The 14,554-nt window shown below is 71.1% G+C and carries 15 protein-coding genes; 6 read left to right on the forward strand and 9 right to left on the reverse strand.

Translation table 11 applies throughout. The features are described from left to right. The first annotated feature begins 164 nt into the window (after positions 1-164). From AB0761_RS02270 to AB0761_RS02295, 6 genes are read left to right on the forward strand one after another with little or no spacing between them, the layout of a single operon-like run. Positions 165-1,397: an ABC transporter substrate-binding protein gene (locus tag AB0761_RS02270; RefSeq protein WP_377267132.1), complete on the forward strand. Its 1,233-nt coding sequence runs from the start codon at positions 165-167 to the stop codon at positions 1,395-1,397. Next, complete coding sequence (locus AB0761_RS02275) at positions 1,394-2,536, forward strand: ABC transporter ATP-binding protein (RefSeq protein ID WP_377267133.1); 1,143 nt, start codon at positions 1,394-1,396, stop codon at positions 2,534-2,536. The genes AB0761_RS02270 and AB0761_RS02275 overlap by 4 nt, the downstream gene beginning before the upstream one ends. Continuing rightward, complete coding sequence (locus AB0761_RS02280; RefSeq protein ID WP_377267134.1) at positions 2,533-2,994, forward strand: hypothetical protein; 462 nt, start codon at positions 2,533-2,535, stop codon at positions 2,992-2,994. Before AB0761_RS02275 ends, AB0761_RS02280 begins: the two co-directional genes overlap by 4 nt. Positions 2,995-3,005: 11 nt before the next feature. Further along, positions 3,006-3,446, forward strand: a complete 441-nt coding sequence (locus AB0761_RS02285; RefSeq protein ID WP_377267135.1) for an ABC transporter permease — start codon at positions 3,006-3,008, stop codon at positions 3,444-3,446. Then, a complete protein-coding gene (locus tag AB0761_RS02290) occupies positions 3,443-4,300 on the forward strand; it encodes an ABC transporter permease (RefSeq protein WP_377267136.1) in 858 nt (285 codons plus the stop codon). Before AB0761_RS02285 ends, AB0761_RS02290 begins: the two co-directional genes overlap by 4 nt. A 15-nt stretch (positions 4,301-4,315) precedes the next feature. After that, the gene (locus AB0761_RS02295; protein WP_377267137.1) at positions 4,316-5,683 is read left to right on the forward strand and encodes a glycoside hydrolase family 28 protein; all 1,368 of its coding nucleotides are present in this window, start codon (positions 4,316-4,318) and stop codon (positions 5,681-5,683) included. A gap of 110 nt (positions 5,684-5,793) precedes the next feature. Here the strand turns inward: AB0761_RS02295 and AB0761_RS02300 are convergent, their stop codons facing one another. The 9 genes from AB0761_RS02300 to AB0761_RS02340 form a co-directional block, all read right to left on the reverse strand. Further along, positions 5,794-5,994, reverse strand: a complete 201-nt coding sequence (locus AB0761_RS02300; protein WP_377267138.1) for a ferredoxin — start codon at positions 5,992-5,994, stop codon at positions 5,794-5,796. Between the two features lie 7 nt (positions 5,995-6,001). After that, on the reverse strand, positions 6,002-7,216 hold the full coding sequence (locus AB0761_RS02305; RefSeq protein WP_377267139.1) for a cytochrome P450: 1,215 nt from the start codon (positions 7,214-7,216) through the stop codon (positions 6,002-6,004). Positions 7,217-7,379: 163 nt separating this feature from the next. Next, a complete protein-coding gene (locus tag AB0761_RS02310; RefSeq protein ID WP_377267140.1) occupies positions 7,380-8,042 on the reverse strand; it encodes a TetR/AcrR family transcriptional regulator in 663 nt (220 codons plus the stop codon). A gap of 253 nt (positions 8,043-8,295) precedes the next feature. Beyond that, positions 8,296-8,625: an SHOCT domain-containing protein gene (locus AB0761_RS02315; protein ID WP_377267141.1), complete on the reverse strand. Its 330-nt coding sequence runs from the start codon at positions 8,623-8,625 to the stop codon at positions 8,296-8,298. 39 nt (positions 8,626-8,664) lie between these two features. Beyond that, positions 8,665-9,096 (reverse strand): DUF6325 family protein, encoded by a 432-nt coding sequence (locus AB0761_RS02320; RefSeq protein ID WP_377267142.1) that lies wholly within the window; start codon positions 9,094-9,096, stop codon positions 8,665-8,667. Between the two features lie 120 nt (positions 9,097-9,216). Further along, entirely contained in the window at positions 9,217-9,900 is a 684-nt protein-coding gene (locus tag AB0761_RS02325; protein ID WP_377267143.1) for a class I SAM-dependent methyltransferase, read from the reverse strand. A gap of 160 nt (positions 9,901-10,060) precedes the next feature. Continuing rightward, on the reverse strand, positions 10,061-11,644 hold the full coding sequence (locus AB0761_RS02330) for an acyl-CoA carboxylase subunit beta (protein ID WP_377267144.1): 1,584 nt from the start codon (positions 11,642-11,644) through the stop codon (positions 10,061-10,063). A 104-nt stretch (positions 11,645-11,748) separates the two neighbouring features. Next, positions 11,749-12,945 (reverse strand): cytochrome P450, encoded by a 1,197-nt coding sequence (locus AB0761_RS02335; protein WP_377267145.1) that lies wholly within the window; start codon positions 12,943-12,945, stop codon positions 11,749-11,751. Positions 12,946-13,123: 178 nt separating this feature from the next. Beyond that, positions 13,124-14,260 (reverse strand): type III polyketide synthase, encoded by a 1,137-nt coding sequence (locus tag AB0761_RS02340; RefSeq protein ID WP_377267146.1) that lies wholly within the window; start codon positions 14,258-14,260, stop codon positions 13,124-13,126. Positions 14,261-14,554: the final 294 nt, after the last annotated feature.

The raw sequence follows: 14,554 nt of genomic DNA on the forward strand, positions 1-14,554 counted from the left end.
GCCCCCGCGCCCGGCGCAGCTCCCGGAGGCACCGCCGGTACGGCGGCCGCACCGGGTGCGCCCGGGCCGGGGCCCGATCCCCTAACCCGACTGAAGGCCCCCCTCGCCTCGACATGCCCGACCGCCCCCACCGCTCACCACCTCTGACGAAGGGCTCATCCACCATGGTCGAGAACCTCCCCGGCAGCATGTCCCGCCGACGCCTGCTCGGCACCTTCGCCACCGCTGCCGCCGCCGCACCGGTGCTCGCCGCCTGCGGCGCCCCCGACAGCGGCGGCACCGCCAAGGCCGCCCCCAGCACGCTGGGCACCAAACCGTCCAAACCCGTCACCCTGAACGTCCTCGACGTGGCCGGCAACCTCCAGCTCACCCAGCCGATCCTGGACGCCTTCAAGTCCCAGCACCCGGAGATCGTCTCGGGTATCACCACCGCCACCGGTACCGCGCCCGAGCTCGCCCCCAAGGTGCAGGCGCAGCAGCAGGCCGGCAATGTACAGATCCAGCTGGTGCTCACCGGCACCGACGGACTGTCTGCAGGCATCCAGAAGGGGCTCTGGTACGACCTCAAGCCGTACTACAGCACCTTCTTCCCGGACCTCACCGCCGGCTACCAGGCCCCTGCAGCGGCCATGGCCACCCTCGCCCAGGACCAGGGCATAGAACTGGTCTGGTACCCCTCGGGTCCGCTGATCGAGTACGACCCCGCCGCCGTGTCCAGCCCGCCCGCCACCCCCGACGCACTGCTGGACTGGGCCAAGGCCAACCCCGGCAAGTTCCAGTACGCCCGCCCCGCCAACTCCGGCCCGGGCCGCACCTTCCTGATGGGCCTGCCCTATCTGCTGGGGGACTCCGACCCGACCGACCCGGTCAACGGCTGGGAGAAGACCTGGGCGTATCTCACCGAGCTCAACAAGCACATCGCCAGCTACCCGACCAAGACCTCGGCGACCATGACCAACCTGGCGCAGGGCACGGTCCACATCATCGCCACCACCACGGGCTGGTACATCAACCCGCGTGCCACCGGCACGGTGCCGGCGGGGATGAAGGTGGCCAAGTTCAATGACTTCACCTGGGTCAGCGACGCGCAGTTCGGCGTCATCCCCAAGGGTGTCTCCGACGACGAGCTGATCGCCGTGCTCAGCCTGCTGAAGTTCGCGCTCACCCCCGAACAGCAGGCCGTGACCTACGACCAGGGCTACTTCTACCCCGGCCCCGCGGTGAAGGGCGTGTCGCTCAGCCAGGCCCCGCAGTCCTCGCAGCAGGCCATCGCCAAGTACGGGGTGCCGGACTTCGACACCTGGATGACCCAGTTCCCCAGCAAGAACTCCCTCCCGGCCACCTCCCAGGTCACCGCCTTCGACCTGTGGGAGAAGAAGATCGGCGCGAGCAAGTGAGCGCGGTGACCCCGGCGCCGGGGACCGGCACCGCGCCCGTCCCCGCCTCCCCCGGCCACCGCCCCGACTCCCAGCTGGGCGAGCTGCGGCTGTCGGGCGTCAGCCGCGCCTATGGAGCGCACATCGCCCTCCAGCCGCTGGACCTGACCATCCGCGGCGGTGAGTTCGTGGCCCTGCTGGGCCCCTCGGGCTGCGGCAAGACCACCGCGCTGAACTGCCTCGCCGGGCTGCTTCCGCTGACCACCGGGGAGATCACCCTGGACGGGCGGCGCATCGACACCCTGCCGCCGGAGAAGCGCGGCTTCGGCATGGTGTTCCAGAACTACGCCCTCTTCCCGCATCTGACCGTACGGGCCAATGTGGCGTTCGGCCTGAAGATGCGCGGCATCGGCAAGAGCGAGATCCGGCGCCGGGTGGACGATGTGCTCCAGCTGGTCAGGCTGACCGAGCATGCGCACAAGCACCCCGGGCAGCTCTCCGGCGGCCAGCAGCAGCGCGTCGCCATCGCCCGGGCGATCGTGATGGAGCCGCCGCTGGTGCTGATGGACGAGCCGCTGTCCAACCTGGACGCGGCGCTGCGGCTGGAGATGCGCAGCGAGATCCGCCGGATCCACCAGGAGTTCGGGCTCACCACCCTGTATGTGACGCACGACCAGGAGGAGGCGCTGTCGCTGGCGGACCGGCTGGTGGTGCTGCACACCGGCCGGGTCAGCCAGATCGGCACTCCGGCGGAGCTGTACGAGCGCCCGGCCGACCCGCATGTGGCGGCGTTCATGGGCTATCGCAACCTGCTGGAGCTGGAGGTGGTGTCGGCGGACGCGGAGGGGGCGCTGGTCGAAGGCCGCGGGGTGCGTCTGCGGGGCACCCCGGTGGCGGGGTGCACGGTGGCCGCGGGCGACCGGGTGTCCGTCGCGGTCCGGCCCGAGGACGTCCGCACCGCCGGCCCGGGTGAGGAGTGCGCCGCCGAGGCGGTGGCGGAGATCGTCGAGTACCACGGGCGGCAGCTGCATGTGGAGGCCAGGACCCGTACCGGGGACCGGATCCACTTCAAGACCGGCGACCAGGTGCGCCCCGGCGACACCGTGGCGCTGGCCGTACGGCCCGAACGGGCGCTGGTCTTCCGGGTGGAGGCCCGATGAGTACGCTCACCGACTCCCTGCCCGCCGCCCCCACCGCCCGTCCCGCGCTGCGCCACCGGCTGGCCGAGCGCGGGGTGGACCGTACGCTGCTGCTGCTCGTTCCCGGTCTGGTGGCGGTGGCCGCCCTGTTCGTCTATCCGTTCCTCTACGGGCTGCAGCTCTCCTTCCAGCCGGCCAGTGGCGGCTTTCTCGGCGCCTACCGGGCGTTCTTCGACAACCCTTTCGCCTCCCGCTCCATCGGCATCACCTTCCGGCTGGCGATACCCGCAGCGCTGATCAACGTCGGTGCGTCGGTGCCGATCTCCTACCGGATGCGCCGGGACTTCCGCGGCAAACGCCTGCTGCTGGCCCTGCTGGTGGTGCCGATCACCCTGGGCACGGTGCTGACCGCCGAGGGGATCCTGGAGTTCTTCGGGCCGGTCGGCTGGTTCACCAGACCCTCAAGCTGCTGGGGCTGAGCAGCGGGCCGGTGCAGCTCACCAACAACTACACCGGTGTGCTGCTCTCCCTGGTCATCAGCGGTTTCCCGTTCGCGTTCCTGCTGACCCACTCCTACCTCTCCGGGATCCACCCCAGCCTGGAGAAGGCCGCCTCCACCCTGGGCGCCAACTGGTGGCAGCGTTTCCGCCATGTCACCTTTCCGCTGCTGCTGCCGGGGCTGATGACCACCTTCTGTCTGACCTTTGTGCTGGCCTTCGCGGTCTTCCCCTCCGCGATGATGGTCGGCGACCCGGACGGCCGGACCCATGTGATCTCCATCGAGGCCTATGAGGCCGCCCTCCAGCGCTTCGACTATTCGCAGGGCTGCGCCGTCGCCATGGTGATGACGGCGCTGATGCTCGCTGTGATCGGCATCGCCATGGGGCTGCGCTCACGGCTCTACCGCGGATCCACCGGAGGCAAGGGATGAACGGCGCAGCGCAGCGGTCCGAAGCGGTACGGGCCAGGGGCGTCTCCCTGCGCCCCGGCACCTGGCTCACCTGGGGTGTGCTGGCCTTCTTCTTCCTCAACCTGGCCGGGGTCATCGGCACGGTGCTGCTCAACTCCTTCAGCCGGACCTGGTTCCGGGGCTGGCTGCCGCACGGCTGGACGTCGGACTGGTACAGCAGCTCCTGGAAGGAGTTCCGGCTCGGCCAGGTGCTGTGGGTGACCGTGGAGGTGACCTTCCTGGTCGTGCTGATCTCACTGCTGCTGGCCGTACCGGCGTCCTACGCCCTGGCCCGGCGGGACTTCCCCGGCAAGAAGCTGGTCAGCACGCTGTTCGTGCTGCCGATCCTGGTGCCGCCGATCGCCTACGGCATCCCGCTGGCCACGGTGCTCTACAAGTTCCACCTGGCCGGCTCGGTCAGCGGGGTGGTGCTGGCCAACCTGGTGCCGTCGATCCCCTTCGTGGTCTTCACCATGACGCCCTTCATCGAGCAGATCGACCCCAAGATCGAGGCCGCCGCCCGGATGTGCGGGGCGCCGACCCGGGTGGTGCTGACCCGGGTGCTGGCCCCGCTGCTGCTGCCGGGGATGCTGGCCGCCGGAATCCTGGTGCTGGTACGCACCTTCGGGATGTTCGAGCTGACCTTCCTGACCTCCGGCGCGACCAGTCAGACGCTGATCGTGGCGCTGTTCTCCGCCGTCAACTCGGCGGGTATCCGCAGCACCCAGTCCGTCGACGCCATGGCGGTGATCTACACCGCATCCATGGCCGTGCTCCTGCTTGTCGCGCTCCGCTTCGTCAACCCCACCCAGCTGGTCGCGCGCTCTTCCGACTGAGAGGCCGTCTACCGCATGAGTGAGTTCTCCCCCACCCGCAGGCAACTGCTCCTGTCCGCCATCGCCCTGGGCGGTGCGCTCGCCTCCCCCGCCCTCCTCGCCGGTACCGCGAACGCCGCCACCGGCCGCGGTGCGGACCAGCAGGCCGACCGCGAGGCCGACCGGATCGTCCGCGGCATCCGCCGGCCGCGGATCCCGCGGCGCGACTTCCGCAGTACCGACCACCCGGACATCGGCGCCGCCGTACGGGCCGCCCATGAGGCAGGCGGCGGACGGGTGGTGGTGCCCGCGGGCTCCTGGCCCACCGGTCCCATCCATCTGCTGTCACGCGTGGAACTGCATCTTCAGGCCGGTGCCACGCTGCTCTTCTCCACCGACCCCGGCGACTATCTGCCCGCGGTCTTCAGCCGCTGGCAGGGCATCGAGCTCTACAACTACTCCCCGCTGGTCTACGCCTACGGCCAGCACGACATCGCCCTCACCGGTGAGGGCGTCCTGGACGGCCAGGCCTCCGCCGCCAACTGGTGGGCCTGGAAGGGCGTCGACGGCACCGACTTCACCGCGCTGGAGGCCACGGTGAACGCGGGCCTGCCGGTGGAGCAGCGCGACGGGACCCAGTACCACTTCCGGCCCTCGTTCGTGGAGCCCTACCGCTGCGAGCGGGTCCTCATCGAGGGGGTGACCTTCCGCAACTCGCCGTTCTGGCATCTGCACCCGACGCTCTGCAGCGACGTCGTGGTGCGCGGGGTGACCGTCGACTCCGACGGTCCCAACACCGACGGCTGCGATCCGGAGTCCTGCGACGGCGTGCTGATCGACGGGGTGTCGTTCAACACCGGCGACGACTGCATCGCCATCAAAGCGGGCCGCAACACCGACGGCCGGCGGGTCGATGTGCCCAGTCAGAACATCGTCATCCAGAACAGCACCTTCGCCAACGGCCACGGCGGTGTCACCATCGGCAGCGAGATGACCGGTGGAGTGCGCAACGTCTACGCCCGCGACCTCTCGATGACCAGCACGGGACTGCAGTCCGGGCACCGGCTCAAGACCAACTCGGTGCGCGGCGGCTTCATCGAGGGCACCCATGTCTACCGGGTGGACGTCAGCGCCATCGGCGGACCCCTGCTGCTGATCGACTACACCTACGGCGAGGGCAACACCGGCACCTACCGGCCCACCGTCACCGACATCAACCTCAGCCACTGGAACGTGCCGTCGGCCGCCCAGGGCTGGAACATCCAGGGCTACGCCGACGACCCGGTCGGCACGGTGCGGCTCAGCGACATCACCATCGGCTCCGCGCTGGCCCAGCCGAACATCGCGGCGGCCATCACCGATCTGGAGCTGACGAACGTGGTCATCGGCGGGGTCGCGCAGTAGGCGCCCTCGCGACGGCCGAGCGGGCCCCCGGGGAGGGGCGGTGGAGGACTGCTGCTCCACCGCCCCGGCCCGAGGGCCCGCGCTGCCGCCCGGCCGGCCCGGGTCGGGGGTCAGGGTTCGTCGAGGACGGTGATCACGGCGTTGGGGCACAGGGCCGCGGCCAGCCGTGCCCCGTCGTGCAGCTCGGGCGGCGGGCGGTCGTCGAGGACGACGACGGTGCCGTCGTCGTCGGACTGGTCGAAGAGGTCGGGCGCGTTGAGGGCGCACTGTCCCGCGCCCCGGCAGCGGTCGTGGTCGATCCGGATCCTCATGGTGCGGTCACCTGTTCCAGGTGAGCGGAAGTGCGTGGACGCCGTAGATGAACATGTCGTGGCGCATCAGCACCTCCTCGGGGGGCACGGCCAGGCGGAGCGTGGGGAAGCGCCGCAGCAGGGCGGGGAAGGCGATCTCCATCTCCACCCGGGCCAGCTGCTGGCCCAGGCACTGGTGGACGCCGTGGCCGAAGGCGACGTGCTGGGAGGGCTCCCGGGTGAGGTCGAGCGCATCGGGCTGTGTGAAGTGGTCGGGGTCCCGGTCGGCCGCGGCCAGCGCGGCGACCACCGTCTCCCCGGCGCGGATGTGCCGGCCGGCGATCTCGACGTCCTCACGGGCGACGCGGACGGTGCCGAACTGCACGATGGTGAGATACCGCAGCAGTTCCTCGATCGCGCGGGTGACGCCCTCGGGGTGCTCGCGCAGCCCGGCGAGCTGGTCCGGGTGGCGCAGCAGTGCGTAGGTGCCCAGGGCCAGCATATTGGCCGTGGTCTCATGGCCGGCCACCAGCAGCAGCCGCCCGATTCCGGCCAGTTCCTCGTCGTTCAGCGGCTCCTGCCCGTCCGCTGCGATCAGTTCGCTGAGCAGCGCGTCGTCGGGGTCCGTCCGCTTGGCCGCCACCAGGTCGAGCATGTACTGGCGGAGCGCGTCACGGGCCGCCAGCGCCTCCTCGTCGGAGACGTCCAGGCTGAGCAGCGTCGAGGTCCACCCCTGGAATCTGCCGCGGTCGGCGTAGGGGACGCCGAGCAGCTCGCAGATGACCAGGGAGGGGATCGGCAGCGAGAACGCCGGCACCAGGTCCACGGGCGGGCCGTTGCGTTCCATGGCGTCGAGGTGGTCGGCGACGATCTCCTCGATCCGCGGGGCGAGGGCGCGCATCCGCCGCACGGTGAAGTAGCGGGTGAGCATCCGGCGGTAACGGGTGTGCTCCGGAGGGTCGAGGCTGATGAGCATCCCGGCGCGGGCCTGGACGTCCTCGGGGCGGATCGGGATCCGGCGCACCGGTGAGGAGGCGCGCAGCCGGTCGGAGGAGAACCGGTCGTCCGCCAGCAGCGCGCGGACGTCCTGGTGCCGGGTGAGCAGCCAGCCGAGCTGTCCGTCGGGGAAGGCGAGCCTGGCGACGGGTTCCTGCTCGCGCAGCCGCGTGTACTCCTCGGGGGGATCCCACGGGCAGCTGCGGTGCGTCGGCAGGGTCGGCGCGGCGGGCTGGGTCGTGTTCATGGGAACGGCTCCCTTCATCCGGCCGTCACGGGTCTTGCGGGGCGCCGTCCTCGCTGAGGAGGCCGCCGGATCGGCCGCCGGTCCGGGGGCCGGGCGGTCTGCCGAGGGGGCGACGGTTCGTGGCCGTCGGGCCCTCGGAACCCCACGGTAGTACGAGGTCGTTCTATCTGCGCGGCGTCCATGCCTCCGGCCCCCGGGGCCGGGGCCCGGAACCGCGCAGCAGAGGGGCCACCGCGCCCTCCACGATCCGGTCGACCAGGTCGCGGCCCGGTACCTCGTCCAGCACCAGCACATGCATCAGCACCAGCGCAAAGGGCGTCTCCAGCAGCAGCTCCGCATCGACGCCTGCCGGGATCTCACCGCGCCGGTCCGCTCTGGCCAGGGCCGACTCGGCCGCCTGGCGGACCGGGCGGCTCAGCCGCTCCCTGCGCAGACGGGCGAGGTCGGCATCGGTTCTGCTGCCCTCCAGCAGGGCGATCATCAGCCCGCGGTCGTGCTCGGTCCAGCTCGCCAGCCAGGACATCAGCAGGTGCCGCAGATCCTCGGGCAGGGAGCCCCGGTCCTCGTCGGTGATCACCGGCTGGTGCTCCGCGAGGGCGTCCACCACCAGCTGGGCCTTGGACGGCCAGCGCTGGTAGAGGGTGGCCTTGCTGGCCCTGGCGCGCTGGGCGACCAGGTCCATGGTCAGCCGCTCGTACCCCACCTCGGCGAGGAGTGCGAGGACGGCGCCCAGCACCTCCCGGCGCCGTCCGGGATTGCTGAGGGGGACCTTGCGGAGCTTCCCGGCGGCAGCCCTGCCGGGGGAGCCACCGATGCCGCCGGACACCCGTCTCACCTCCCTCGCGACCTGCACCACCGGCCCGCGGCCGGGTGGCTCGGCTCAGCCTCCCACCGCTCCGCCGGGATGTGCGAGGTGTGAGCCAGTGAGCCGGGTGGGGGACGGGCCGTGTTCCCGGCCTGCCGCGGCTCCCGGCCTGCCGCGGCTCCCGGCCTGCTGCGGTTCCCGGCCTGCCGCGCACGGCGGACGGCCGGAGTCGGCGCGGACTGAGCCACCCCCCGGGCAGGCGCCGCGCCCGGTCTCACACCCCGAGCAGGCGCTGCTTGGCCGCGGCGAACTCCTCCGCGGTGAGCATGCCCTGCGTGTGCAGCTCGGCGAGGCGTTCCAGCTGGTGGAGCATGCCTGAGTCCGGGGTTCCCGGCCCGGCGGCCGCGGATGCGGCCGGCTGCGGCGGCTGAGCGGCGGCCTGCTGGGGCTGCTGAGCGGCGGCAGCCTCCTGGGCGGCCCGCTGCTGCTGCCGCTCGGCGACCCGTCCGCTCACGGCGGTTGCGGTGCCCGCGACCACCGCGGTGCGGGCGACGGTACCGATGAGGCCCGGACGGCCCGAACGGGTGACACGGCGACCGATCATGGCTGACTCCTCTGGGCTCGGGACCGGGCAGGTGCCCGGTCAGGTGGCGATGGCGGCGACGTCACGCTCGACGATGCTCGCCGGGACCCTCTCGTGGGCGATCAGGATCCCGTCGGCGCGGCGGACCGCCTTGGCGAGGCCGGTGGCCCAGGTGTCCTCCCAGACCAGGATCGCGGCCGAGCAGTCCGCCGGGATCTCCTCCGCGATGAGCTGCAGGTCCTCGTCGCTGAGCAGCCCGGAGACCTCCCCGTCGATACGCGCGAACAGCTCGGCCTCCTCCGCGTCGAGCGCATCCAGCTCCAGGATCTGCACGGAGCCGTCAGCGGCGCGCTTGATGAAGGTCAGGTCGATGATGTGGATCACGCCCTGGTCGGTGAGCCTCAGCAGTTCGGCGGCGATCTCGCCGCGGAACCGGTTGCCCGGAAAAGCCATCACGGCGTACTCGACCGGCCCGATGTCGGAAAGGTCCATGGCGCAGCTCCTGGGGCGGCGCCTGCGACAGGGGGCGGCACCTCGTGCCGACGCCGGAACCCGGGGTGCTGCGCCCATCGTGCGCCTCCTTCGGCCCGGCGGCCAGCGAGAGGTGCCCGGCTATGCCTTCACGGCCCGCAGCGCCAGCACCCGCGGGACCGGGCCGTCGGGCGGCTCCACGACCCGGGTGGTGGCCAGACCCGCGTCGATGAACGCATTGAGCAGTTCGGCGAGCGGCAGATGCCGCATCCCCAGCCGCTCGCGGATGCCGCCCTCACGCCACCAGGGAGCCGGCTGATGCCAGTCCACCGTGCGATAGGTGGGGTGGACGACGCGCCCGCCGTCGGGGCGGTCCTCCGAGTGCGGGCCCGTGAAGCAGGGGTGGGCGCCGTAGTACACCAGGGTTCCGCCGGGGCGCAGCACCCGGGCCGCCTCACGGAGCACGGCGGCGAAGTCGTCGACGTCCGTGGAGAGCCACAGGACGGCGACGGCCGGGAACACCGCGTCGGCGAAGGGCAGCGCGGCGGCATCGGCCCGGACCAGGGCGTCACCGGGGCCGAGACGCGGCCGGGCGAGGCGGAGCTGGTCCGCGGAGAAGTCGAGCCCGATCACCGCTCGTCCCGTGGCGCGCAGCGCGGGAAGGTTCTGCCCGGTCCCGCACCCGAGATCCAGGCAGAGGCCCTCCCCGGGGCCCAGCAGGTCCAGCAGTGCGTCGCGGTTGCCCTCGGCCCAGGGGGCGTTGAGCCGGTCGTACCAGTCGGCGAGGCCGTCGTAGCGCGGTACCCGGTCTGCTGTGGACGCCATGACGGGCGTCTCCTCTCCCCGATCCACCGATCCACCGATCCACCGATCTCCCCGAGCGTAGGGAGGACCCGGAGGTCCGGGGGTTGTTCCGCTGGAGGCGCAATGGGGATCCGGGCCCGCCGGACGCCGGAGCATCGGCCGCTCGCGGTGCACGAGGTCCTCAGTGGGGCGGGTTGCCGTGTTTGCGCAGCGGGGTGTCCTCGTGTTTGGTGCGCAGCATGGCCAGGGCGTCGGCGAGTACGGCGCGGGTTTCTGCGGGGTCGATGACGTCGTCGACCAGGCCGCGTTCGGCCGCGTAGTAGGGGTGCATCAGTTCGCTCTTGTACTCCTTGACCAGGCGGGCACGGGTGGCGTCGGGGTCGTCGGCGTCGGCGATCTGCCGGCGGTGGAGAATGTCCACGGCGCCCTCGGCGCCCATCACGGCGATCTCGTTGGTGGGCCAGGCGTAGGACAGGTCCGCGCCGACGGAGCGGGAGTCCATGACGATGTAGGCACCGCCGTAGGCCTTGCGCAGGATCAGCTGGATCCGGGGCACGGTGGCGTTGCAGTAGGCATACAGCAGCTTGGCGCCGTGGCGGATGATGCCGCCGTGTTCCTGGTCGACGCCGGGCAGGAAGCCGGGGACGTCCACCAGGGTGATCAGGGGGATGTTGAAGGCATCGCACATCTGGACGAAGCGGGCTGCCTTCTCGGACGCCTCGATGTCCAGGACCCCGGCGAGGGACTGCGGCTGGTTGGCGACCAGGCCCACCACCTGGCCGTCCAGCCGGGCCAGCGCCACGATCACGCTGGTGGCCCAGCGTTCGTGGACCTCCATGAAGGTGCCGTCGTCGACGATCTCCTCGATCACCCCGTGCATGTCGTAGGGGCACCTGCTGTCGGCCGGCACCAGCTCCCCCACCGTCGGACAGGTCCGGTGGGCCGGGTCGTCGGTGGGGACGGCCGGCGGGGTCTCCTGGTTGTTGCCGGGGAGCAGGGCGAGCAGGTAGCGGACCTCCTCCAGGCAGGTCTGTTCGTCGTCGTAGGCGAAGTGGCAGACGCCGGAGACCTCGGCGTGGACGTCGGCGCCGCCCAGGCCGTTCTGGGAGATCTGCTCGCCGGTGACGGCCTTGACCACATCCGGACCGGTGATGAACATCTGGGAGGTCTCGCGGACCATGAAGACGAAGTCGGTCAGGGCCGGGGAGTAGGCGGCTCCGCCGGCGCAGGGGCCGAGCATCACGGAGATCTGCGGGATCACGCCGGAGGCGCGGGTGTTGCGCTGGAAGATCCCGCCGTAGCCGGCGAGGGCGGTGACACCCTCCTGGATCCGGGCGCCCGCGCCGTCGTTGAGCGACACCAGCGGAGCACCGGCAGTGAGGGCCATGTCCATGATCTTGTGGATCTTCTGGGCATGGGCCTCGCCCAGCGCACCGCCGAAGATGCGGAAGTCATGGGCGTAGACGAAGACGGTCCGGCCGTGGACGGTGCCCCAGCCGGTCACCACGCCATCGGTGTAGGGCTTCCTCGCCTCCAGACCGAAACCGGTCGCGCGGTGCCGCCGCAACGGCTCCACCTCACTGAATGACCCCTCGTCCAGCAACAACCCGATCCGTTCCCGGACCGTCAGCTTCCCCTTCTCGTGCTGGGTCCGGGTCGCCCTCGTACACGGGCCACCACGTGCCTGGCTCTTGACGTCATTGAGCTCCGCCACACGTCCCGGGGTGCCGGCCGGAAGGCCGGACGCGTCATGGAGAGCAGACATAGGGGAAACCTCCGCTGGGCCGGTGCCCCGCGCGGGGCAGCCGTGGCCGGTGTCCGGCGTCCTGCCGGGCACCGGCCGGGCTGCCGGCGGCGCCGATCAGGGGACTACCACGCGATCGGCAGCTCCTCCGGGTAGCGCCAGATGGACCCGATGTGCCAGGGCACCTGCTCGGCGGGCACCGCCAGATGCAGCCCGGGGAACCGGGTGAGCACGGTCTCGATGGCGATGCGCAGCTCCGCACGTGCAAGGTTGGCGCCGATGCAGTAGTGCGTCCCATGACCGAACGTCATATGCAGGGACACCGGGCGTTCGATGTCCAACTCGTCCGCGCGGTCGAACATCCGGGGATCGCGGTTGGCGGCGAGATAGGAGACGTGCACCACCTCGCCGGCCCGGATCACGGTGCCGTCGATCTCGACATCCTCCGTGGCCACCCGGGCGATGCCCACCCCGTGGCGGAACGGGATGTAGCGCAGCAGCTCCTCCAGCGCCTGCTCCAGCAGGTCGGGACGCGAGCGCAGCAGTGCGAGCTGCTCGGGATGGGTGAGCAGCGTGTAGAGGATGTTGCTCAGCTGGTAGGTGCTGGTGTCGTGCCCGGTGATGGTGAGCACCATCGCCATGACCGCCAGCTCGGTGGGGTCGAGCAGCTCGTCGCCGTCCCGCGCGGTGGCCAGCGTGCTGATCAGGTCGTCCCCGGGCTGCTCCCGGCGGCGGGCCGACAGGTCCAGGAAGTACGCCCGCAGCCCGGCCTTGGCCTCACGGGTCGCCTCACCCGAGCCGGTCGACATCAGGGCCATCGCGAGCTTCCGGATCCGCGGCTGGTCCTCCTCGGGGATCGCCAGGACCTCGCAGATGGTGGTGAGCGGAAGCCGGGCGGAGAACTCCCGGGCGAAGTCCACGGGAGGGCCCTTGGTGGCCATCTCATCGATGAGCCCGTCCACGATGGTATGGATCTTGGGGGTCATCCGCTCGACCTGGTCCGCGGTGAACCCCTGGGCCACCAGCCGCCGCAGCCTGGTGTGGGCCGGCGGGTCCATCAGATTGATGGCCTCCCGCTGGGCGATGGCCTCGGGCGTCATCCGCGGCAGATTTCTGCCGATCCCCGCGGCTCTGCTGAACCGGCGGTCCGTCACCACGGTGCGGACGTCCTCGTAGCGGGTCACCAGCCAGGCGTGCCCCTCTCCGTGGGGCATGCTGATGCGTGCGACAGGCGCCTCATCACGCAACTGCGCGAGCAGCGGGTCGAACTCCAGCGCCTCGTTGTGGTCGAAGGGGCACTCCCAGACGCGTGTGGTCTCCATGGCGTCCTCCCGTTCCAGGGGGATGTCTCGACTGTGCGGGTCCGGTGCCGGGCTGCGCCCGCCGGCGGGCGGAGGGGGCAGCCCGGCAGAGCGGACGGGTTCTTGGGTCTTCGGCCTCCCGGCCGGCGCAGGGCGCGCCGGCCGGGTGGTGCGTGCGGGTCTCCGCAGCGCTGCCGGATCACGTGGCAGGACCGCCGGTGCTGGTCGGCCGGTGCACCCCGGCTGCCGAGCCCATCGTCCGGGCGTGCGCCAGGGACTTGCCGTTGGACACCGGTGCCCATGTCCCCACACAGGTCTCCGCGGTGATGCCCGGTCCGAACCCGGCGATCATGCCCTGCGCCCCGCGGGGCAGCGTGTCCTCCTCGAACAGGCGGCGCAGCGAGTCGAGCACGACGGCACTGGCGATGTTGCCGTACTCGGTGAGGGTCGCCCTGCTGTGCCGGAAGGCGTGGGGCTCCACCTCGAGGATCCGGCAGAGGTCGTCGAGGATGCGCGGGCCGCCCGCGTGGATGATGTAGAAGTCCAGCGCGGACGCGTCCCAGCCGTGGCTGTTCGCCAGGGTGTGCAGGGCGGGCGCGAGCATCGCCATGGTGGTCGGCACGCGCTTGTCCAGCTGGAAGTGGAAGCCGGTCGCCTTCACCGCGTAGGAGATCCACCGCTCGGTGTCGGGCACCAGGTAGGAACTGTTGCGTTCCAGCTGGATGCCCGCTCCCCCGTGTCCTCTGACGACCGCCGCGGCGACGGCGTCACCGAACAGGCCGTTGGACAGCAGGGAGCCGACACCGTCATCGGTGGGCTGGTAGCAGAGCGAGCAGAACTCGCAGGCCACGATGAGGACATTGGCCTCCGGATAGGCCATGCAGAAGTCGGACGCCCGGTTGATCGCGGCCCCGCCTGCGGCGCAGCCCAGTTGGGCGATGGGGATCTGCCGGGTGTCCCAGCGGAAGCCGAGATTGTTGATCATCCATGCCGTCATCGACGGCATCAGGAAGCCTGTGCAGGAGACAAAGACGATGGCGTCGATGTCCTCGCTGCCCACCTCGGCGCTGCGCAGCGCGGCACGCACCACCTCGGGGATACGCCTTCGAGCCTCCTGCTCGTAGACCGCGTTGCGCGCCTCAAAACCCGGATGCCGCAGGGTCTCGGTCAGCGGACGCACCAGATGGCGCTTGGTCACCCCGGTGTTCTCGATGAGCCGCAGCACCAGTGCCAGCTGCGGATGTCCGGCGTGGAGTCGACGGGCCAGATCGAGGGTCTGCCCCATCGAGATCGTATGTTCGGGGACCACTACGGCAGGTCGGCAAAGGATCGGCATCTGACGGGAGCCTTTCCTCCAGGGAGGCTGCTCCAGCCCTCACGAGAACGCCGTCCGGGCCGCGATGAACCTCACGGACCCACGGACGAAGGGGACCCCGCAAGCGGGGACAGACCCCCGCGCAGGCCCTGCACGGACCAGCCGCACACCGGCCTGCACGCTACAGGGAGAGCCGGAACCACCCGCCCGTGGGCCCATGGGTCCGGGCCCGGGGAGAGTGTCTGCATGCTCCTGTGAACGTGCCTTACAACACCCCAGTGTCGCCCACCCGGCCCGGACCCGCGACCCGGCGCC

It is taken from the genome of Peterkaempfera podocarpi (assembly GCF_042466665.1).
In the GTDB taxonomy this organism is placed as follows: Bacteria; Actinomycetota; Actinomycetes; order Streptomycetales; family Streptomycetaceae; genus Peterkaempfera; species Peterkaempfera podocarpi.

Excerpts from the sequence above, each read along its gene's own strand:
- AB0761_RS02270 (WP_377267132.1), top strand. The coding sequence starts at position 165 with ATGGTCGAGAACCTCCCCGGCAGCATGTCCCGCCGACGCCTGCTCGGC.
- AB0761_RS02280 (WP_377267134.1), top strand. The coding sequence starts at position 2,533 with ATGAGTACGCTCACCGACTCCCTGCCCGCCGCCCCCACCGCCCGTCCC.
- AB0761_RS02290 (WP_377267136.1), top strand. The coding sequence starts at position 3,443 with ATGAACGGCGCAGCGCAGCGGTCCGAAGCGGTACGGGCCAGGGGCGTC.
- AB0761_RS02295 (WP_377267137.1), top strand. The coding sequence starts at position 4,316 with ATGAGTGAGTTCTCCCCCACCCGCAGGCAACTGCTCCTGTCCGCCATC.
- AB0761_RS02300 (WP_377267138.1), bottom strand. The coding sequence starts at position 5,994 with ATGAGGATCCGGATCGACCACGACCGCTGCCGGGGCGCGGGACAGTGC.
- AB0761_RS02305 (WP_377267139.1), bottom strand. The coding sequence starts at position 7,216 with ATGAACACGACCCAGCCCGCCGCGCCGACCCTGCCGACGCACCGCAGC.
- AB0761_RS02315 (WP_377267141.1), bottom strand. The coding sequence starts at position 8,625 with ATGATCGGTCGCCGTGTCACCCGTTCGGGCCGTCCGGGCCTCATCGGT.
- AB0761_RS02320 (WP_377267142.1), bottom strand. The coding sequence starts at position 9,096 with ATGGACCTTTCCGACATCGGGCCGGTCGAGTACGCCGTGATGGCTTTT.
- AB0761_RS02325 (WP_377267143.1), bottom strand. The coding sequence starts at position 9,900 with ATGGCGTCCACAGCAGACCGGGTACCGCGCTACGACGGCCTCGCCGAC.
- AB0761_RS02330 (WP_377267144.1), bottom strand. The coding sequence starts at position 11,644 with ATGTCTGCTCTCCATGACGCGTCCGGCCTTCCGGCCGGCACCCCGGGA.
- AB0761_RS02335 (WP_377267145.1), bottom strand. The coding sequence starts at position 12,945 with ATGGAGACCACACGCGTCTGGGAGTGCCCCTTCGACCACAACGAGGCG.
- AB0761_RS02340 (WP_377267146.1), bottom strand. The coding sequence starts at position 14,260 with ATGCCGATCCTTTGCCGACCTGCCGTAGTGGTCCCCGAACATACGATC.